This is a genomic window from Kaistia sp. UC242_56 (assembly GCF_044452255.1).
GTDB classification, from domain to species: domain Bacteria; phylum Pseudomonadota; class Alphaproteobacteria; order Rhizobiales; family Kaistiaceae; genus Kaistia; species Kaistia defluvii_A.
Genome location: NZ_JBIOAN010000002.1, coordinates 3,326,842 through 3,346,990 on the forward strand (window position 1 = coordinate 3,326,842; position 20,149 = coordinate 3,346,990).

The 20,149-nt window shown below is 66.6% G+C and carries 16 protein-coding genes and 3 tRNA genes; 5 read left to right on the top strand and 14 right to left on the bottom strand.

The window, feature by feature from the left end; translation table 11 throughout:
• Positions 1 to 13: 13 nt before the first annotated feature.
• The 3 genes from tuf to ACHMWQ_RS18385 all read right to left on the bottom strand — a co-directional run bounded on the left by tuf (position 14) and on the right by ACHMWQ_RS18385 (position 1,492).
• Positions 14 to 1,204, bottom strand: coding sequence for an elongation factor Tu (tuf, locus tag ACHMWQ_RS18375; RefSeq protein ID WP_354550048.1), 1,191 nt, complete (start codon positions 1,202 to 1,204; stop codon positions 14 to 16).
• Positions 1,205 to 1,313: 109 nt separating this feature from the next.
• Positions 1,314 to 1,387: transfer RNA gene (locus ACHMWQ_RS18380), tRNA-Gly, on the bottom strand.
• Between the two features lie 20 nt (positions 1,388 to 1,407).
• Positions 1,408 to 1,492, bottom strand: a tRNA-Tyr gene (locus ACHMWQ_RS18385).
• 200 nt (positions 1,493 to 1,692) lie between these two features.
• Here ACHMWQ_RS18385 and ACHMWQ_RS18390 point away from each other — a divergent pair.
• Both ACHMWQ_RS18390 and ACHMWQ_RS18395 read left to right on the top strand, forming a co-directional pair.
• Positions 1,693 to 2,535 carry a TrmH family RNA methyltransferase gene (locus ACHMWQ_RS18390; protein WP_396308561.1) on the top strand — a complete coding sequence of 281 codons (843 nt, stop codon included), beginning with the start codon at positions 1,693 to 1,695 and terminating at the stop codon, positions 2,533 to 2,535.
• A 160-nt stretch (positions 2,536 to 2,695) separates the two neighbouring features.
• A tRNA-Thr gene (locus ACHMWQ_RS18395) sits at positions 2,696 to 2,770 on the top strand.
• 79 nt (positions 2,771 to 2,849) lie between these two features.
• Here ACHMWQ_RS18395 and ACHMWQ_RS18400 read toward each other — a convergent pair.
• Together ACHMWQ_RS18400 and ACHMWQ_RS18405 are read right to left on the bottom strand one after the other, a co-directional pair.
• Positions 2,850 to 3,830, bottom strand: a complete 981-nt coding sequence (locus ACHMWQ_RS18400; RefSeq protein WP_396308562.1) for an SDR family oxidoreductase — start codon at positions 3,828 to 3,830, stop codon at positions 2,850 to 2,852.
• A gap of 83 nt (positions 3,831 to 3,913) precedes the next feature.
• Positions 3,914 to 4,570: an alpha/beta family hydrolase gene (locus tag ACHMWQ_RS18405; RefSeq protein WP_396308563.1), complete on the bottom strand. Its 657-nt coding sequence runs from the start codon at positions 4,568 to 4,570 to the stop codon at positions 3,914 to 3,916.
• 146 nt (positions 4,571 to 4,716) lie between these two features.
• On the opposite strand from ACHMWQ_RS18405, the gene ACHMWQ_RS18410 reads away from it, so the two are divergent.
• Positions 4,717 to 5,016, top strand: a complete 300-nt coding sequence (locus ACHMWQ_RS18410; protein ID WP_354550056.1) for a hypothetical protein — start codon at positions 4,717 to 4,719, stop codon at positions 5,014 to 5,016.
• Between the two features lie 39 nt (positions 5,017 to 5,055).
• Here the strand turns inward: ACHMWQ_RS18410 and ACHMWQ_RS18415 are convergent, their stop codons facing one another.
• The 7 genes from ACHMWQ_RS18415 to ACHMWQ_RS18445 all read right to left on the bottom strand — a co-directional run bounded on the left by ACHMWQ_RS18415 (position 5,056) and on the right by ACHMWQ_RS18445 (position 16,067).
• On the bottom strand, positions 5,056 to 7,323 hold the full coding sequence (locus tag ACHMWQ_RS18415) for a tetratricopeptide repeat protein (protein WP_396308564.1): 2,268 nt from the start codon (positions 7,321 to 7,323) through the stop codon (positions 5,056 to 5,058).
• The gene (locus ACHMWQ_RS18420; RefSeq protein WP_396309480.1) at positions 7,314 to 8,327 is read right to left on the bottom strand and encodes a glycosyl hydrolase family 8; all 1,014 of its coding nucleotides are present in this window, start codon (positions 8,325 to 8,327) and stop codon (positions 7,314 to 7,316) included. The genes ACHMWQ_RS18415 and ACHMWQ_RS18420 overlap by 10 nt, the downstream gene beginning before the upstream one ends.
• A gap of 59 nt (positions 8,328 to 8,386) precedes the next feature.
• Entirely contained in the window at positions 8,387 to 11,092 is a 2,706-nt protein-coding gene (locus ACHMWQ_RS18425; protein ID WP_396308565.1) for a cellulose biosynthesis cyclic di-GMP-binding regulatory protein BcsB, read from the bottom strand.
• On the bottom strand, positions 11,089 to 13,293 hold the full coding sequence (bcsA, locus tag ACHMWQ_RS18430; RefSeq protein ID WP_396308566.1) for a UDP-forming cellulose synthase catalytic subunit: 2,205 nt from the start codon (positions 13,291 to 13,293) through the stop codon (positions 11,089 to 11,091). The genes ACHMWQ_RS18425 and bcsA overlap by 4 nt, the downstream gene beginning before the upstream one ends.
• 182 nt (positions 13,294 to 13,475) lie before the next feature.
• Positions 13,476 to 14,360: a cellulose biosynthesis protein BcsN gene (gene bcsN / locus ACHMWQ_RS18435; RefSeq protein WP_396308567.1), complete on the bottom strand. Its 885-nt coding sequence runs from the start codon at positions 14,358 to 14,360 to the stop codon at positions 13,476 to 13,478.
• A gap of 334 nt (positions 14,361 to 14,694) precedes the next feature.
• On the bottom strand, positions 14,695 to 15,114 hold the full coding sequence (locus ACHMWQ_RS18440) for an HIT domain-containing protein (protein ID WP_396308568.1): 420 nt from the start codon (positions 15,112 to 15,114) through the stop codon (positions 14,695 to 14,697).
• A complete protein-coding gene (locus ACHMWQ_RS18445) occupies positions 15,111 to 16,067 on the bottom strand; it encodes a UDP-glucuronic acid decarboxylase family protein (protein WP_266334785.1) in 957 nt (318 codons plus the stop codon). Before ACHMWQ_RS18445 ends, ACHMWQ_RS18440 begins: the two co-directional genes overlap by 4 nt.
• A 323-nt stretch (positions 16,068 to 16,390) precedes the next feature.
• On the opposite strand from ACHMWQ_RS18445, the gene ACHMWQ_RS18450 reads away from it, so the two are divergent.
• Positions 16,391 to 17,290 carry a DMT family transporter gene (locus ACHMWQ_RS18450; RefSeq protein ID WP_354550072.1) on the top strand — a complete coding sequence of 300 codons (900 nt, stop codon included), beginning with the start codon at positions 16,391 to 16,393 and terminating at the stop codon, positions 17,288 to 17,290.
• Between the two features lie 171 nt (positions 17,291 to 17,461).
• On the opposite strand, the gene folD is transcribed toward ACHMWQ_RS18450, so the two are convergent.
• Both folD and purU read right to left on the bottom strand, forming a co-directional pair.
• Positions 17,462 to 18,394: a bifunctional methylenetetrahydrofolate dehydrogenase/methenyltetrahydrofolate cyclohydrolase FolD gene (gene folD, locus ACHMWQ_RS18455; RefSeq protein ID WP_396308569.1), complete on the bottom strand. Its 933-nt coding sequence runs from the start codon at positions 18,392 to 18,394 to the stop codon at positions 17,462 to 17,464.
• Entirely contained in the window at positions 18,366 to 19,226 is an 861-nt protein-coding gene (gene purU, locus ACHMWQ_RS18460) for a formyltetrahydrofolate deformylase (RefSeq protein WP_396308570.1), read from the bottom strand. Before purU ends, folD begins: the two co-directional genes overlap by 29 nt.
• Before the next feature lie 174 nt (positions 19,227 to 19,400).
• Between purU and ACHMWQ_RS18465 the strand changes: the two genes are divergently transcribed.
• A complete protein-coding gene (locus ACHMWQ_RS18465; protein ID WP_396308571.1) occupies positions 19,401 to 20,093 on the top strand; it encodes a fumarylacetoacetate hydrolase family protein in 693 nt (230 codons plus the stop codon).
• Positions 20,094 to 20,149: the final 56 nt, after the last annotated feature.

Below are 20,149 nucleotides of genomic sequence, written 5' to 3' on the forward strand. Positions count from 1 at the left end.
CGCCGGGCTTGCATCACTTAATGATGCTGGCGACGACGCCTGCGCCGACGGTACGACCGCCTTCACGGATGGCGAAGCGAAGCTTTTCTTCCATGGCGATCGGCACGATCAGCTCGACATCCACCGAGATGTTGTCGCCCGGCATCACCATCTCGACGCCTTCCGGCAGCGTCACCACGCCCGTCACGTCGGTCGTGCGGAAGTAGAACTGCGGACGGTAGTTGGTGAAGAACGGCGTGTGACGGCCACCCTCTTCCTTGGTCAGGATGTAGGCCTCGGCCTTGAACACCGTATGCGGCGTCACGGAACCGGGCTTGCAGAGGATCTGGCCGCGCTCGACGCCTTCACGGTCGATACCGCGAAGCAGAGCACCGATGTTGTCGCCAGCCTGGCCCTGATCGAGCAGCTTACGGAACATCTCGACGCCGGTGCAGGTCGACTTGACGGTCGGACGGATGCCGACGATCTCGACTTCCTCGCCAACCTTGACGATACCGCGCTCGACGCGGCCGGTCACGACCGTGCCGCGGCCCGAGATCGAGAACACGTCTTCGATCGGCATCAGGAACGGCAGGTCAACCGGACGCTCCGGCTGCGGGATGTAGGTGTCGACGGCGGTCATCAGCTCGAGGATCGCATCTTCGCCCAGCTTGGCGTCGCCATCATTGAGCGCAACAACGGCCGAACCCTTGATGATCGGAATGTCGTCGCCCGGGAAGTCGTAGGACGACAGCAGTTCGCGAACTTCGAGCTCGACGAGCTCCAGAAGCTCCGGATCGTCGACCAGGTCGCACTTGTTCAGGAACACGACGAGGGCGGGAACGCCGACCTGACGAGCGAGCAGGATGTGCTCGCGCGTCTGGGGCATCGGGCCGTCAGCGGCAGACACGACCAGGATCGCGCCATCCATCTGGGCTGCGCCGGTGATCATGTTCTTCACATAATCGGCGTGGCCGGGGCAATCGACGTGGGCGTAGTGGCGGTTCTGCGTCTCGTACTCGACGTGTGCCGTCGAAATCGTGATGCCGCGAGCGCGCTCCTCGGGAGCAGCGTCGATCTGATCATAAGCCTTGAACGTAGCGCCACCGGTCTTTGCAAGAACCTTGGTGATGGCCGCGGTCAACGACGTCTTGCCGTGATCCACGTGGCCGATCGTGCCAATGTTGCAATGCGGCTTGTTGCGCTGGAATTTCTCTTTTGCCATCGACGTCGCTTCCTGTCGTCTCGTTCCTACGAGCCGGACGGCTCGAACTGCACCATCAACCTGCTGCGCACCGCGTTCAAACCGCGCAAGTAGCGCAAGGCTCAGTTGATGGAGCGGGTGAAGGGAATCGAACCCTCGTATTCAGCTTGGAAGGCTGCTGCTCTACCATTGAGCTACACCCGCACGCTAACGTTCCGTCGAAATGGTGGAGGAGGTTGGATTCGAACCAACGTAGACTAAGTCAACGGATTTACAGTCCGTCCCCTTTAACCACTCGGGCACTCCTCCAAATCACTTCGGCAGAGCGTCATCGTTCAGGCTTTACCGTCGGAAGCAGCCATTGCTGCCCCGCCGATGAGCGCCCTTATGACGGGCAGACCTTGCCCTGTCAACGCCTAACCAACCAACTATCCCGCGTTCCGTGCATGGCTGGAAAACGGCCGCGCAGTTCGATTGCCGGTTTGGCTCGCCCCTCGTATAAGCGGGGCATGACCGACGAAAACAAACAGAGCAAATCGCAGCGGCAACCCGGGCATTTCCGCGGTGGCAAGGGCAAGCCCGGCCACAATGGACCCCGCCGCTTCGCCTCCAACGCCCCAGCCGAACGCCGTCCGGATCAGCTGTGGATATATGGCATTCATGCCGTCGCGGCCGTGCTTGGCAATCCGCGCCGCAAGGTGCTGCAGCTGCTGGCGACGCAGAACGCAGCCAGCCGGCTTGTCGAGGAAGGGGCGACTCTCCCCGGCGACCTCAAGGACACCTCGCCGCGCGACCTCGACCGGCTGCTCGGCTCGGACGCCGTGCACCAGGGCGCCGCGGTGGAAGTCGCGCCGCTCGAACCGCTCGATCTCGATGCGCTGGGCGATGCCCGCCTCGTCGTCGTGCTCGACCAGGTGACGGATCCCCATAATGTCGGCGCCATTCTCCGGTCCGCCGTCGCGTTCGGCGCGGATGCGCTGATCACCACCGGCCGTCACGCCCCGGCCGAGACCGGCGTTCTCGCCAAGTCCGCCTCGGGCGCGCTCGAAAATATCGCGATGATCGAGGTGCCGAATCTCGCCACCGCCCTCACCGACCTGCGCGACATGGGCTATTCCTGCGTCGGCCTCGACAGCGAGGGCACGGTTCCGCTGGAAGAAGGCATTCGCGGCGACAAGATCGCCTTGGTGCTCGGCGCCGAGGGCAAGGGCCTGCGCCGGCTGACCCGCGATCGCTGCGACATCGTCGCCCGCCTCGATATGCCCGGCGCGATCAAGAGCCTCAACGTCTCCAACGCGGCCGTGCTGTCGCTCTACCTCGCCCACCGCCACCTCGAAACGGCGACGGCTTAAGCTCTGTCGAATCACGCGGGCCTCGTGGTCCCGCGTGATTCGTCCGTCCCGCCCTGGCGGCACCGCCGTCGAAGCCGAAACGCGAAATGCAGCGGATTGCGGAAAACTGCACGATCCGCGCTTGACCGGCGGGGGCGGTCCTCACTACACCCGTCTCCGTGCCGGATTAGCTCAGCGGTAGAGCAGCGGTTTTGTAAACCGAAGGTCGGGGGTTCAATCCCCTCATCCGGCACCATCTTCCCTGACATATGCGCCCGTCGACACCGGCCCTCCTCCGAGGCTCCGCAGGGCACTGCACCAATGTTGCCCCGGACCTAGCCCAGCGCCGACTGCTCGCGGCAGATGCGGTCTACCAGGACGTCGAAGTCTCCCTTGGGCGGCCGCTGCTTCGCCAGGCGCTGCTGCAGGTGGCGGATCGGCTCGGCTAGGATTTCCTCCAGGCTTTCGGCGCACTGGAAATCGCCGGCCACGCGCTTGACCTTCGAATTGTCGAAGATCGCCGTCCAGGCCTTGTCTCCGGTCAGCGGCCCGATCCATTCAGGATTGTAGCGGACCAGCGTATCGGTCGGGACATGCACGATCTTCGCCTCGACGCCGAGCATGCGGGCGATGGTCTTCTGGATGTCGTCCCAGATATGGGCGCGGTCGCTGGTAATGTGGAAGATGTCGTTGAGCGACGCTTCCTTGCCGAACAGGCCGACAAACGGCACCGCGAAATCGACCGAGCGGGTCAGCGTCCACGGCGTATGGCCGTCACCGGCCACGATGGTCGGTTCGCCGTCTAGCATGCGGCGCGCCATGATATCGCTGTCGCCGATCATGATCGGCAGGCCGGTGCGAACCGTATGGCTGGGGCGCACGATGGTCCAGGCCAGACCCTGCGAATTCTGCAGCCGCTTTTCGCACTCGATCTTGGCCTGGCTATAGGGCCAGTAGGGATTGATCGCCGGCGTCGCCTCGGTGATCACGTAATGCCGGGCCGGCTTTTCATAGACCGAGGCCGACGAGATGAAGACGTATTGTCCGCAATGGCCGGTGAAGATCTCGATATCCCGCTCCACCTGATCCGGCGTGAACGCGATGAACTGGCAGACGACGTCGAAATTCCTTTCGGCGAGCCCGGCGTATTCCGGCCCGGCGAGGTCGCCGACGATCGATTGGACGCCCTGGGGCAGCGCGCTTTCGCGCTTGCCGCGATTGAAGACGCTGACCTGGTGCCCCTGCGCCACGGCACGCTCGACACAGGGATAGGATATCTGGCCGGTACCACCGATGAAGAGAATGTTCAGCGCCATCTGAAGAACCTTTGTCGGATGCGGGGACTCAACCGGCCCACCTTGGAAGACATTGGCATGGCGAGGCAATGGGCGCGGGCCCCTCAGGGCGCCGGCGAGCCCGCCAGCAGCCGGTCGATCCAGAGCCCAATGTCCTCCGCCATCGCCTTCAAGGCATCGGCGGCCGAAACACCCGTCACGCTCTTGCGAGGCTTCAGGTCATGGTCGCCATCCTCAAGCCAGCGGATCTCGATGGCAGGCGACAGCGCATAGCCGGCGACTTCCTCGCTGGTCCCGAACGGGTCGCGCGTGCCCTGGCAGATCAGGGTTGGCGTCCGGAGCCCGAGCAGATGCGCCGTGCGCAATTGCTCGGGCTTCGCCGGCGGATGAAAGGGGTAGCCGAGGCACAGCAGCCCTGCGATCTCTCCCCTGGCGAAATATTCATCGGCGATCATGCTGGCGACGCGGCCGCCCATCGACTTGCCGCCGATCACCAACGGCGTGGTGGCGCCAAGCGACGCGATCGCCGCGCGGTACTCCGGCATCAGCTTGTCGGCGCGCGGCGGCGGCTTCCGCCCGGTCCCGTCCCGTCGTTCGGCCATATAGGCGAATTCGAAGCGCGCGACGCGCAGGCCTGCCGCCGCCAGCGCCCTGGCCGCCGCCGTCATCGACGCCGAATCCATCGGCGCGCCCGCACCATGCGCCAGCAGGATCGTCGCCCGCGCGTCTTCCGGCCCGTCCAAGAGAAAGGCCTCGCTCATCCGTCTCTCCCGATGCTGCGGCGCGGCCCGGACGACACCTTGGCGCCGATCCGGATCACGAGAAAGTTTGAAATGGCCCCGCCTTCCGCATGGTAACCCGTGACGAGAGGGCGGCGTGTTCTCCCTCGTCAACCAGGGAGGGAAACATGCAGACGAAATCATCCACCTTCAAGCCGTGGAAGCTCGCCTTGTTGGCCGCCGGGCTCGCGAGCCTCGGCGGATTGGGCCTGCTGTTGGTGCATCCCACGCCGGCCGAGGCCGTGGTCTATTGCAAGCGCGTCGGCTATCCGGTCGGCTGCGTCGTGCGTCCGGCGCCTGTCGTCCGCCCAGGGGCCGTCGTCTACTGCCAGAACGGGGTGTATGTGAAGGGCTGCGTCGCGCGGCCGGCGCCCCGCGTCGTCTATTGCAAGCGCGTCGGATATCCCAAGGGCTGCGTCATGCGCTGAGCAACGTGATTCACGCGACGCCCGGGCGTCGCGTGCAACTCACTTCGGCTTCATTTCCTGGGCCAGCGTGGCGAGCGCGCGCTGCGCCTCGCGCGAACCCGTGCCGGCGACGGCGACGAAGATCGTCTTGGCGTCGTTCCAGCGGCGAAGGTGGAAATAGGACCAGCCCCGCATCATCATCAGGTCGTTCTGTTCCGGCGCGATCCGCGAGCGTTCGTCGAGCATCAGCAGGGTCTCGACATAGCGGCCGTCATTGTAGGAACCGATGGCGCGCTGGGTCAGGATCTCCGTCTTCAGTTCGATCGCCCGCGGCACGGCCTGCGAGGTCTGGGCGGCGGAAGCCGCGGCCTGATCTGTGAGGCCGGCGCGCAGATAGGCGAGCGTCTTGCCATAGGCGGCGTCCTGCGCGACCTGGCCATAGCTGGTGCGAAGCGCCATGTCGAAGGCATCGGCCGCCTCGATCGGACGGTTCAGCTCCATCAGACACCAACCCCGGGTGAGCGCGCTCATGGACGACAGCAGGGCCGGCCGCACTTCTCCGGTGCAGGAGCGGCCACCGCCCCTGGCGGCGCTGCGCTGCGGCGCACGGGCGACGGAAGGCTCGGCGGTGCGGGGCGCTGCCTGGCGGCGAACCGGTCTTGCAACGGGCTCGGGCTCCATTTCTTCGTCATCGACAGCCTCGACGCGGGCAGCCCGCGCCGGCGCGACGGTCTCGCCATCGGGGCCGGGAAGCGATTCGGCGGCGGGCACGAGGTTGCGACGCGCCTTCGGATCGGCAAGCGCCGCGATGCGCGGCGAACGGGCGCTCCATTCGCGAACGATCTTGTCGAAGCCGGCCTTGTCCTTGAGCTTCTGGTTGGCGAGCGCGAGGCCATAGGCGGACGGCTCGTCCTCCGGCATCAGCGACAGCGCCGTCTCGAACCAGCGGGCGGCGATGGCGGTCTGGCCTATCTTGTAGGCGTACCAGCCGAACTCCTGCGCGCCGGGCGCATATTTCGCGTCGCTGATCGCCTTGGCGGTGCGGGTCAGGACCTCGCGGTCCATCTTCACCGGCGGGTCGACCGACAGCATGGCGGTCGCGACGACGAGATAGGCGTCGGTGTTTTCCTTGCTGGCATCGCGCCACTTGTAGGCGGCTTCTTCCGCCTCGGCCGGACGCTTCAGCGCGTTCAGCACATAGGCATAGCCGCGTGCGATTTCGGCGTTGTCGGCGCGGCCCTTGGCGAGCTCGAACCATTGCGCGGCGCGGGTCGGATCGTTGTGCTGGAACCAGTAGGAGCCGAGCAGCACGGCATCGTCCGGACCGGTGCCTTCGCGCACCAGCCGCTCGACGAGCGCGATATCCTCCGGCGCGACGGTGAGGCTCGGATCCTTGGCGCCGGCAGCGAGGCGACGGCGGGCCAGATCGTTCTTGACCGGGGCGAACTCGCCCTGCCCGTCCGCACCGATGCGCTCCAGCTTCAGCAGATCGGCCAGTTCGGCATCGTCCAGATAACCCATGGCCTTCTGGATGGTGGCAAGGCGTTCCTTCGGATCCTGGCAATTGGTCAGGATATAGGTGCCAACATCGCGGGCGCGGCCCGTGCGCGACGATTTGCCGAACGCCTCGGCGACGCGCCAGAGCACGTCGACATCGGCGCAGGTGAGCAGCGTCGGCGTCGCGGCGGCGATCGAGACGACGGTGTTCCACTGCTGCGCGTTCGAAGCGTTGACCAGCCTTTCGCGCTGCTCGCCGATCTCGAGGCGGGCCAGCAGGTCGGGCGGCGCCTGCCATTGCGGCTCGCGCACCAGCCGGGCAGCGATGGCAGCGCGCACGGCGGCATACTGGCCGTCGCCATAGAGCTTCCACATCTGGTCGAGCACGGCGTCGGCGATCGGCGCCGGCGCGGAGAAATCATCCGGCGGGGTCCAATCGGGATACAGCGCGCGCAGCCGGGCGATCTCCGCCTGCAGCCGGCGGTCGTCGCCCTGGCGGGCGAAATAGCGCAGGGCGGTCTCGTCGACGACGGGGCCACTGGCCGCCGGAGCGGGAGCCGCGGGTGCCGCTACCGGAGCTGGTGCTGGCACGGCGGGTGCCGGCGCGGCGGCGGGGGCAGCCTCCCCCTGGGCGAAGCGGCGTTCCGAAGCGGGGCGGTTCGCGCTGCCCGAAGTCAGGAAATTACCGAAGACGGGCGGACGCTGGGCCGATGCCTGGTGGGTCTCGACCCCGGCTTCTGCCGGCGAAAGGGTCTGGTCGAGGATATACGCGCCCTCGAGTCCGATGACGGCGAGCGTACCGAGGATGAGGAGCTGCTGCTTCACAGGCATTCCGCGTGCCTTTCCGTCAGAAAGGACAGAGAGAGAAGATGGAGCGTCGACGGGAAGTAGAGCGTCGGCGCGAAGCTCTTGAGGTCGGCCGGCACCGGCGTCCCGTCGCGCACGCAGGCCAGCGCCGCGCCGAGGATGCGATAGCCGGGCTCGTTCAGCGGGCTCTCGATCGCATTGGTTTTCACATTGATGATGGCGGGACCAAGCTTGCCGGTCCCGAGCCATGCCTTCGCGTAGGGATCGAGCAGCGCGGGATTGGTGATGCCGGCGCGCATCAGGTAGAGCGGAATGCGGATGGCGTTATAGCCGAAGACCGGATCGAAACCGGCGGCCGGCACAACCTGCTCGTCCTTGACCGAGATCCAGTCGGTCGGCAGCTTCTCGACGCCGAACTGCGCCTGCTGCGCCAGCGTCATCCCCGATTTCGCCAAGCCCTGCCAATCGGTTGCCGGCGCCAGTTGCGCCATCACGGGAAGCGCTTCGAAGATCCAGTACGAAAGATTGATCACCGGCCCGTCGGGACGTGCCGCGCGGCTGAAGCCTTCGACGCCCGGCAGGATCAGCACGCGGCCGAGATCGTCGACCACGGTCTTGGTGCCGAGGACCGTGGCGATCGCCGTCGCCGCCTCGACATAGGCCGGCACGTTCCAGCCCCAGCCGGCCTCGGCGAGCGCATAGGCGATCAGCAGGTCGCCATCGCTGGCATTGTTGATGTCGCGCACATGCGGCGCGGTCGGTTGCCAACTCCATACGGCGAGGCCGTCGTCGCGCAGCATCAGTTCGGTGCGGGTGAAGCTCCAGATCCGTTCGAAGCTGGCGCGGTCGTCCGCCGCAAACGCCAGCAGCAGCCCGTAGCCCTGCCCTTCGCTATGGCTGATGCCGCCATTGCCATCGTCGATGACCCGGCCCGTGGGGGCGACGAATCGGTCGCTATAGGCGCGCCAGTCGGTGGCCGAGACGGTTCCCCGCATGGCGAGCTGTACCCCATCGGCGGCGACCGCCATTGACGCCAGGCCGGCCGCGACCAGGCCGGCCAGGGCTGCGGATCGGAGGAAGGCGCGGATCACGAGCGTCTCCCCAGGCGACGCAGCAGCCCCGTTGTCACGACGCCGAGGATGATGCAGAGACCGACCAGGGCGAGCGCGTAGAACACGATGTTGCTGGAGAGCCAGTTGGCGGCGATCAGGCGCAGGTTGATGACGGAGACCGGCTGGGTCGGCACGAACTCGAAATTGGTGAGCGGCCGGCTCTCGATCCTGTCGGTGGTGGCGGAATAGGTGGTGAGCGGGCCGCTCAGTTCCGGCCAGCGCTGGATGCCGGAGATCGCCTGGATGCCCGAGATGAGGGTGTCTTCCGACGGTGCCGTCACGACAGTCCAGGTGCCGCCGCCATTCGGGCTCGCCTGCTGGGCTACGATCAGCGTCGTCTTCGGCTGCGGCTCATAGGCCGGCATCTCGGCGTTGCGCAGCCGAAAGGTCGAGAACGAGATATCGAAATTGCGCTGCAGCCAGCCTTCGACCCCGGCCATCTGGCCCTGAATGCCGCCGCCGCCGACTTCGTTGCGCCAGCGATTGAAGGTTGCGTCGGTATTCTCGGTTTCGGTCTTCGCCAACGGCGCCTGGCTCACTTCGGCGCCCGGGCGGCGCAGCGCGCCGTCGAGCGCCTCGAATCCGGCAGCGGTCGCGGCCGGGACGACGCGATTGCCCGCGCCCGTCTCGTCGCGCCAGCCGGTGCGGATGCTTTCCGCCACGCGGACCTGGCTCAGGACATTGGCCGGCATCTGCGCCGCCGTGCCCACGAAGATCGCGGAGCGGTCGCCGACGCCGGTCGCCGGGGCCGGCGCCAGCGGAACGATACGCCCGGCCTGGAGCGCCATGCGCGCCACCAGGCTGGCGGCGGCGGAATAGATGCTCGGATCGGTGCGGCCCATCACAAAGGCGCTCGGCTCGGCGGCCCGGTTATACGGGAACGCCGTGCCGGCGAAGGCCGCGAGATTTGGGAGCCTGCCGATGCGGGCAAAGGTCGGCATGACGAATGTGGTGGTGTCGAACAGCACGAAGCGTTGTCCGCCGGCGGTGGAGCCGCCCGGCGCGCAAGCCGCGTCCTCGGCCGTGTCGAGCATCGCATTGATCGCGATCCGATTGACGCCCGGCTTGAAGTGGCGAAGCGGGACCTGGATCGGGAACTGGCGAAAGATGCCGCCCTGCTGGCGGGTGATGCGCGTCGTCGCCGCGATCTGGTCGTTCACATAGATGTCGATATGGCTCGCCGGTCGCACCGCCGAGGTATAGGCGGCGTCGAGCAGAATCGTCGCTTCGCCATAGGCCTGGGCATAGAAGTCGGAGGGCACGCCGACCGCGAATTCGGTGCGGAAGCGGCGGCCGGCGAACTCCTGCGTGCCCGCGCCGGCATCTGCGATGCGGAAGCTGTCGCTGCCCGTCAGGAAGCGGACGTCTGGCGCCATCCAGGGCGCGGTGTTGATCGTCGTTCGCACCACGTTCGCCGGACGATCGACGTTCGAGGCCATCGAGTCGATGGCCGAGCCGATCTGGCTCCAGTTGCCGCCGGAGACGACGAGCACGGAGGAACCGAGCCTGGCATCGTCGACGAAGCCGACGATCGGCCGCGTGCTGGCATCTGCCGGGGTGTTGGTCAGGATCGAGTTGATCTCGCTGGCGACGCCCAGGACGACGGTGAGCGAGCCATCAGCGTCGGGCGCGGTGATTCCATCGGACACGGTGACGACGGGATTGGGATAGTTGCCGGCCAGCGCGAGGGTCTGAACAAGCTTCAGCAGATGCGGCGCGATCGTAACCTGGTTGCTGCCCGGGGCGATGACGTGGATCGAGGTGACGCCCTTGCCGTTGAAGCCGACCGCCGGCAGGTCGTCCATGCCGCGCAGGCTGCGCGGCGCGTCGCCGCGCGCGAAGGTCAGCGTCGTGGCGGAAGGATCGATCTCGGTCCAGAGTTCGTAGGTCGACGGCACGCTGCAATCCGTCCGGTGGCGCTGCGCGACCTGCAATCGGATCGTATTGGCGCCGGCCTGCAAGAGACCGGGCGGCACCATGGCCAGCGCGTCGCGGAAGGATTCCGACGACGACAACGCCGTTTCCAGCACCGGCTCGTTGTTGATCGAAACGCGCAGGCGCGACGCCTCCGGCATCACGACGATGGCGCTCTTGAACGAGACGTCGAGGCGCGCGGCCTGGCTTGCCTGATCGGCGGTCAGATAGATGGCCCAGGTGCGCTGGTCCATTTCGCCTTCGAGACGCATCGTCGGGAACGGCACGATATAGCGCCGGTCGAGATTGGCCGGCAGCGCCGGCTCGGCCTGCGGGGCTGCCATCGACTCGGGAGCCGTTGCCGGCGGCGCGACAGGCGCCGTGATGAGAGGCTCGACCGGCTCGGGCTCGACAGCCGGGGCCACCGGGATCTGCCGGATAGGTGCAGGTGCGGGCGCAGGAGCCGGAGGCTGAGCTGTTACGGGCGGCTGAACCGGAGCGGCGATCGGCGCCTGCACGGGCGCCACGACCGGCGGCTGCGTCGGCACGACGACCGGTGCCGGAGCAACGGCGGGCGGCGCGGGCTCGAACTGGAAGGGCGCTGCCGGCCGGGTGCCGGTTGCGGGGGCCGACGGGATCGCGGTCGGCGCGGGATCCGCCGCCCGCTCGCCGGACATGTCGAAGGGCGACGGGCTCTGAGCTATTGCCCAGAGCGCGCTCGTGCCAAGCAGGGAGACGGCGAGGCTGGTGCGGATCAGCGCTTTCATGAGTTCGGCTTTCCAGCGGTCGCGGAGACAGCGGCCGTCTCCGGCGTCGAACGGCGGAAAGACTTCATGAAGTAGCCGAGCCCGCGCCCGGTCTGGTAGATCGACAGGCTGAGGAACCAGATGGTGCCGCGCAGGATGCCGATATTGGTGCGGCGCGACCACTGGAACTTGGTCCAGAGATCCGAGCTCGCGAACACCAGGTCGGAGATCAGCTTGTAGTGGTCGGCGATGGTCGGCTCATAGCGCACGCCGAGCATCACGCCGTCCGGCGTCCGGGTCATGCTGCGCACGCTGATAGGCATGGCCTCGGTAGGGATCGGCACGTTGGTCTTGAAGCGGACGTCGCAATAGAGGTCGCGGCTGATCTCCGGAACCTTCACATTGCCCATGTTGATCCGCGCGCCGCCGACCGAGGCATCCTCGATCGTCGCCGGGAAGACCTTGTCGCCCACCAGGATCTCGCAACGGCGCTTCACGTCGACGCGGCGGCTGCCCCGGTTTTCCCGGCGCTCCGAAACGACGCCGAGCGCGCAGCCGGCGATGACCAGGTTGAGCAGGTTCCAGCCGCCCACCACCAGGGCGACGTCGGCCTTCCAGGGCTCGTTGATAACGCGCCAGGCGGTCATGAACACGGCGAGCACCAGCACGGCGAAGATGATGAAGAACGGCCGCGACAGCTCCGAGACGCGGGCGGTGTCGAGCGACTCGCTCTTCGACGTCACCTTGAAGGTCGGCTTGCTGGGATTGAGGATGACCGAGACCAGCGCCGGCAGCAGGTAGACCGACTGCACATACTCATAGAGCTCCGAGATCCACGGCCAGCGGAAGCGGCCATAGAGGTAGTTCTGCATCATCAGGTTCACGACCATGTAGGTCGCGCTGTAGGCGACGAATTCGCCTGCCGAGGCCGTGAAGATCTCGAGATTGAAGAAGAGGTAGCAGAGAGGCGCGAGCAGGAAGATCCAGCGCGTGATCGGGAAGAACCAGAACAGCGTGCTGGACATGTAGCAAAGGCGCTGCGGGATCGAGAGGCCGCGCTTGCCGGGCGGAAAGCGGAACCGCAGGATCTGGTACATGCCCTGGCCCCAGCGGCTGCGCTGGCCGATGAAGGAAGCGAAGGTCGCGGGCTGCAGGCCGGCGATCAGCGGACGGTCGACATAGACGCTATGCCAGCCGCTCGCATGCAGCTCCAGGGCCGTCTCGGCGTCCTCGGTGATCGAGACGCCGGAGAAACCGCCGGTCTGGTCGAGCGCCGCGCGGCGCAGCACCGCGGCCGAACCGCAGAAGAACGAGGCATCCCACTTGTCGAGGCCGCGCTGGATGATGCCGTAGAACATCTCGTTCTCGGACGGCATCGTCTCGAAGGTGCGCAGGTTGCGTTCGACCGGATCGGGGTTGAGGAAGAAGTGCGGCGACTGGACGAGGAAGAGCTTGGGATCTTCCTTGAAGTAGCCGACAGTGTAGAGCAGGAAGTCGCGCGCTGGCGCATGGTCGGCGTCGAACACCACGACGAGCTCGCCGGTGGCGACCTGCAGGCCGTTGTTCATGTTGCCGGCCTTGGCGTGGACGTTGCGCTCGCGCGTCAGGTAGCGGCAGCCCATGTCCTCGGCCAGCTTCTGCAGCGTGATGTAGCGCTCCTCGGCCTCCTGGGCCGCCTGCATGTTCTCGGCATTGCGCTTCTGCACCGTGCCGCCATCATCGAGCAGCCAGACCGTGAGCTTGTCGGCCGGATAGTCCATCGCCTTGGCGGCGGCGAGCGTCGTCGCCAGCAGCTCGGGTTCTTCGTTATAGGTCGGCACGAACACGTCGACCGTCGGCAGGTCCGGGTCGGAGGACGAGATCTTCAGGTTGCGCGACGGATGCGGAAGCATCACAACGAACAAGCTCAGGAACAGCATGAAAATGCTGTACATTTCGCAGATGTAGACGAGGAAGCCGGGAATGAAGTTCTGCAGCTCGTTGATCGGCGGCAGCGTGCTGGTCGTGCGCCAATAGGCATAGCGCAGGACGATCGAGGTACCGAGCGCGAGCGCGATCTGGCGCCAGACGCCGCCGCTCGTGAAGGTCTTCAGAACGACCATGGCGCCCAGCACCGCGGTGCCGGCGATCAGGTGGGCCTGCAGGCTGATCGGGAGCGTGATGAGGAAGGCCATCACGATCGCCGCGACGGCCCAGAGCAGCGCGATGCCGATGCGTCCCATCAAGCGTTCCTTGCTTCATGCTCGGGCCAGGACCCGGAAAACTCGACCCGATGCACAAGCTGCGACGGGGACCGCAAAAGGCGGCCTGTCGTTGCCGACCGGACCGCCCTTGCCGTCTCGCGGGCCCGGGGGCCTGCTCTGTCACCGAAAAGCGCCTTGGCGCGGCACGTCATGTCATGGGCTCAGAGTTGGGGGGGCGGGACGGCGGCGTAGTCTTCAAATCGACCGGCGGCGGCATCCGGCGCCGGCACGTCGGCCGCCACCGGGGCAGCCTCGACGGGCGCCGCCTTCCGCACGACGCGGCGCGCCGGCGCGGCCACCGGAGCCGGCTCCGGCGCCAGTTGCGGTGTCACCTGCGCGGTCGGCAGCACGGTGGTTCCGAGCTTGCCGAGATCGGCGGGGATCGGCGGCGCGCCGCCATAGGGATTCCAGTTGGCGGCCATGAAGTAGGAACTGATCGTCATGCCCGTCATCACGGCGAGGAGGTTGGCCTCGGTGGTGTTCGGCTCGCAGAGGCGCAGGCGAAGCGTGATCGTGCCCTGCCCGATCGTGAAGTTCGAATCGAGATCGGGGGTGCGGATGCGCTGCCAGGCATAGATGCAGGTATCGCCCTGCGCCGAGCCGCCCATGGCATAGCCGAAAGAGCCGTAGCGGCTTTGGGCGAAATAGGGCGACACGCGCATCGGCACGCCGGGAAGCACCTGGCGCATCTCGGCGCCGATCGCGCTGAGGCTGATGGCCGGATTGGCCTGGACGTTCTCCGGCCCGGTCACCGACTTCACCGGCCCGAACAGCGTCGCCGTCACCATATTCTGGCCGGGCGTGTGCGAGCGGTTGGAGAGAATGATTTCCTGGGTGGTCGAATTGGCGAAGCGGCGCTCGATCACGCCAACCACGCCGGGACCGCCGGGCGGCATGTCGATATAGGCCTTCTCGATCGGCACGCTGGTGGCGATCGAGCCCGATTCGATGGGACGGCCGCCAATGCTGCCGCAAGCCGCGAGGCTTACCAGCGCCAGAGCGCAGCCGATCCACTGGAAGGAGGTGCGGGCGACAGCCAGGGTCATCGGGCGAAATATCCCCGAGCGAAACCGGACGCCGCGGAGCGCCGCTGGTTGACCCGGTTTCTGAGAATTCGCCGCATCGATCGTCCCCTGTGCGCCAGCAATTGCAATGTCCGGCCTGAACGGAACCCAGCCGGCTGCGACAGCCGATCAGCCCGGCTGCGAACAGCCCTGGGCCTCAATGCCCAACCTCGGTCGAGCATGGTTAACAACGCGTTACCAGGAGAACGTTAAGGGCCGTTAATCTCGCACTGCGGCATAGGATCAACAGGGAAAAGCGCAGGCGCACGCTGCGCTTGCGGCCGGCGCCGTCACACGCCGGCGCCGGAAATCACGGTTAACGCGAAGGCGCGAAATGCGCCTGCAACCTGCACGCGAGGGCATCGCGCTCCGCCGCGCCATAGGGCTCGCGCGTCCCCTGCCCCCAGACCGGACCGGGCCAGGCGGCGTCGCCGACCGTGCGGCCGATGACATGCACATGCATCTGCCGCACGATGTTGCCAAGCGCGCCGACATTCAGCTTGTCGAAGGTGGAAACCGCCCCGAGCGCCGCACCGGCCTGCTTGATTTCGACCGAGAGCGTGGCCAGTTCGGCATCGTCGAGCTCGGTCCACTCCTCCAGCCCGGGCTTGCGCGGCAGAAGCAGCAGCCAGGGAAAGCGGCGATCATCCATCAGCCGCACCTGGCAAAGCGCCAGCTCGGCAATCCAGACGCTGTCGGCTTCGATGCGCTCGGCGACCTCGAAGGCCGCACTCATGCCGCGTCGTCCTTCATCAGCTGGTCAAAATAGCCGATCGTGTGGCGCAGGCCCTCATCCAGCTCGATCGTCGGCTGCCAGCCGAGCGTGCGCTGCGCCAGGCCGATATCCGGCTTGCGCTGGCGCGGATCATCGGAGGGGAGCGGCTTGAACACCAGCTTCGACGTCGAGCCGGTCAGGGCGATGACCCGCTCGGCCAATTGGCGGATCGTAAACTCGTTCGGGTTGCCGATGTTGATCGGTCCCGTGACGTCGTCCGGCGTATCCATCAGGCGGATCATGCCGTCGATCAGGTCGTCGACATAGCAGAAGGAGCGCGTCTGCCCGCCCTCGCCATAGATCGTGATGTCGTCCCCCCGCAGCGCCTGGACGATGAAATTGGACACCACGCGGCCGTCATTCGGATGCATGCGGGGACCGTAGGTGTTGAAGATCCGCATCACCTTGATGCGCAGCTGATGCTGGCGCCAGTAATCGAAGAACAGCGTCTCGGCGCAGCGCTTACCCTCGTCATAGCAGGAGCGGATGCCGATCGGGTTAACGTTGCCCCAGTAGTCCTCGGTCTGCGGATGCACGGAGGGGTCGCCATAGACCTCGGAAGTCGAGGCCTGCAGGATCTTCGCCTTCACGCGCTTGGCGAGGCCCAGCATGTTGATCGCGCCATGCACGCTGACCTTGGTCGTCGCCACGGGATCGTGCTGGTAGTGCACCGGCGAGGCCGGACAGGCGAGATTGTAGATCTCGTCGACCTCGACATAGAGCGGAAAGGTCACGTCATGGCGCATCAGCTCGAAGCGCTTGTGGCCGATCAGGTGCTCGACGTTGCGGCGCGAGCCGGTGAAGAAATTATCGGCGCAGAGCACCTCGTCGCCGCGGGCCAGCAGCCGCTCGCAAAGATGCGAGCCGAGAAAGCCTGCGCCGCCGGTGACGAGAATTCGCTTGTTCGAATGCATGGGTGCCCCTTCGATTCGTGCGCGGCCATACTGACCGCTTGCGACGCCCCCGCCAATGCGGCGGATACCGCTTCGCCGGGGCTTTTCCGCCACAGGCGGCCAACAACATCATAACATCATCATACTGGCCGCGATTCAGCGCGAATTCACCTTGATTCCGTCACACGGCAGGTCTTGCATCGGGGTGCAACCATGGCTGGTGAGTCTCGCCAGCCGGTCTGTCACCCCGCCACCGCCGAGGCCGACGTGTCCATCCTTGCCGAGAAGCGCTGCGTCTTTCCCGACGTGCGCTCGTCTACGCTGTCGCATCGGGGGGCGTTCCGATGACCGTCGTCCTTCCGGCCTCCAATGACCAGACCGAACGCGTCGTCGCCGGCATCCTGATGGCGCTGTCGGGGAACATCATGTTCGCCACCAGCGACGCGCTGGTGAAGCTGCTCACCGCCCGCTACTCGGTGTTCCAGATCATCGTCACCCAGGCGCTGTTCGCGCTGATCCCGCTCACCGTCATGATCCTGCGCACAACCCGCTTTCGCGCGCTGCGCATCCGCCACCCGCGACTGGTCCTGCTGCGCGCCCTGCTCGCCGGCAGCGCCACGGTGTTCGGCTTCTACAGCTTCTCGCAGCTGCCTTTGGCGGAGAGCTATTCGATCGCCTTCTGCACGCCGCTCTTCGTCACACTGCTGTCGATCCCGATCCTCGGCGAAAAGGTGGGGCTGCATCGCTGGGGCGCGGTCCTGGTCGGCTTCCTCGGCATCCTGATCATGGTGCGCCCGGGCTTCGAGACGCTGAATGCCGGTCATGCGGCCGCGCTGGCCGGCGCATTCCTCGGCTCGTTCACCGTGCTGGTGATGCGACGGATCGCGCGCGAGGAGCAGCACGCCGTCATGGTGCTCGCGGTGGTCACGGGCCTGATCACGGTCGGCCTGCCCGGCATGATCGCGACCTTCCGCCTGCCGACCCTGCCGGACATGGCGCTGTTCGCCTGCACCGGCCTGCTCATGGGCAGCGCGCAGTTCTTCGTGGCGAAATCCCTGTCGCTGGCACCGGCCTCGGTGATCGCGCCGATGCAATATTCGATGATCCTGTGGGCGATCATCTACGGCGCGCTGCTGTTCGGCACGCATGTCGACCCGGTCATGGTGTTCGGCGCGATGATCGTGATCGCCAGCGGCGTCTACATCATGCACCGCGAACGCCGCCGCGCGCGGCAGGGGCGGTAGGTCGGGGGCGAAGCTCCCCTCTCACCTCTCCCTGAGGGAGAGGTCGACGCACGCAGCGCGGCGGGTGAGGGTTTACGGCCTCACCGGATGGTCCCCTAAACCCTCACCCAGAGCTTCGCTCCGACCTCTCCCTCAGGAGAGGTGAAAAGCAGTCCCGTTCCCCTGCCTGCCCTAAAACTTCGGCTCGCCCTGGCCTGCCGCGCGGCAGGCGGCGGTCAGAGTGTTGGCCATCAGCATCGCGATGGTCATCGGGCCGACGCCGCCGGGCACGGGCGTGATCGCCGATGCGACAGCCGCGGCCTCGGCATAGGCGACGTCGCCGACCAGGCGGGTCTTGCCCTCGCCGCGTTCGGGCGCCGGGATGCGGTTCATGCCGACATCGATGATCACGGCGCCCGGCTTGATCCAGTCGCCCCTCACCATCTCCGGCCTCCCGACGGCGGCGACGATGATATCGGCTTTGCGCGCCAGCGCCGGCAGGTCACGGCTGCGCGAATGCGCGACCGTGACCGTGCAGCTTTCCTGCAGCAGCAATTGCGCCATCGGCTTGCCGACGATGTTGGAGCGGCCGATCACCAGCGCGTCCTTGCCGGCGAGGTCGTTGCCCAGCACGCGCCGGATCAGCAGCAGGCAGCCCGCCGGCGTGCAGGAGACCAGCGCGCGATCGCGCTCGCCGATGGCGAGCCGGCCGACATTGATCGGGTGGAAGCCGTCGACATCCTTGGCCGGGTCGATCGCCTCGATGACCTTGGTGGTGTCGATGTGCCGGGGAAGCGGCAACTGGACGAGGATGCCGTGGATGGCCGGATCGCGGTTCAGCTCACCGACGATCGCCAGCACCTCGGCCTCGCTGGTCGAGAGCGGCAGCGTGTGCTGGACCGAATGGAAGCCGAGCTCGGTCGCCTTGCGCCCCTTGGCGCCGACATAGACCTGGCTGGCGGCATCGTCGCCGACCAGCACGACGGCGAGCCCCGGCGCCAGTCCACCGGCCGCAACCAGGCGACCGGTTTCCACCGCGACCTTGGCGGTGATCTCGGCGGCGACCGCCTTGCCGTCGATGACGGCGGCTTTCGCCTCAGCGGAAGACGACTGTCCGTGTGTCATTGAGAAGGACCCGATGCTCGATGTGGAACTTGACCGCACGGGCCAGCACTGTGTTCTCGATATCGCGGCCGATGGCGACCATCGCCTCCGCCGACATGGAATGATCGACGCGGCCGACATCCTGTTCGATGATCGGGCCTTCGTCGAGCTCGGCGGTGACGTAATGCGCCGTCGCGCCGATCAGCTTGACGCCGCGCTCATGCGCGCGGTGATAGGGCTTGGCGCCCTTGAAGCTCGGCAGGAAGGAGTGATGGATGTTGATGACGCGGCCGGCGAGACGGGCCGACATGTCGTCGGACAAAACCTGCATGTAGCGCGCCAGCACGACGAGATCGATCTTCTGCTCGTCGATCAGGGCGAGGATCTCGCCTTCCTGCTCGGCTTTGGTGCGGCCATCCATCGGAATGTAGTGATAGGGCAGCCCCTCGCCCTCGACCCGACGGCGCATCGTCTCGTGGTTCGACACCACGGAGACGAGATCCATCGGGATCTGGCCGATCGAGTTGCGATAGAGCAAATCGTTCAGGCAGTGCCCCATCTTGGAGACGAGGATCATGACGCGCGGCTTGACCAGGAGGTCGTGCAGCTTCCAGTTCAGATCATAGGCCGTCGCCACCGGCTCGAAACCGCGCGAAAAGCTTTCGACCGAGGTATCGGCCAGGCCGGAGAACGAGACGCGCATGAAGAAGCGGCCGCTGTCCGGATCGCCATACTGGGCGCTCTCGACGATGTTGCAGCCCTGCGACGCGATGCAGTTGGCCACCGCCGCGACAATACCTCGACGGTCGCCGCACGACAGGGTGAGCACGAAACGCGCGGGATCAACGGACATGGTGCACTGGCCTCATCTGGATGCGGCGGAGCCGGGCTCCGCAGGCGGGCAGCACTAGCGTCCGAGCCGCCGCGCTGCAACTGACAACTGCGTCGCACGAGGGAAAACCCCGAAACGCTTGCACCCCGCCGCGGGCTCAGGACAGAGTGATCCCCTCGCCCGCAGGAAATCACTATGACCGAACCGAGCTATGTCGTCCCCCCGCCGCCGTGCGTCTCCGTCGAGGTGCGCGATTCGACTGCCCGCTTCCCGGTCCACCGGGTCTATTGCGTCGGCCGCAACTATGCGGCGCATGCGCGCGAGATGGGCCATGACGACCGCGAGCCGCCCTTCTTCTTCCAGAAGAACCCCGACGATCTCGTCGCGCCGGGCGCGCCGGTGCCCTACCCGCCGGAGACAGCCGACCTGCATCACGAGGTCGAGCTCGTCGTGGCGCTCGCCGAGGGCGGCAGCAACATCGCGGTCGAGGACGCGCTTTCGCATGTCTATGGTTATGCCATCGGCCTCGACCTGACCCGCCGCGACGTACAGGCGGAAGCCAAGAAGGCGGCCCGCCCCTGGGCCACTGCCAAGGCGTTCGCTCACTCCGCGCCGATCGGCGCCCTCATGCCGGCCTCGACGCTCGGCCATCCGAAGTCCGGCCGGCTGACCGCCACCGTCAACGGCGCACCGCGCCAGGATGGCGACCTCGCCGACATGATCTGGTCCGTGCCGGAGATCATCGCCCATCTGTCGCGCTGGTTCGTGCTGGCGCCGGGCGACCTCATCTTCACGGGAACGCCGGCCGGCGTCGGCGAACTGAAGCGCGGCGATGTCGTCGTCGGTGCGATCGAGGGGCTGGGCGAGCTGGAAGTCAGCATCGCCTGACGACGCCGCCGCCCTCAACGGTTTGGCAACATGCGGGCGGCATGGTAGGGCCCGTC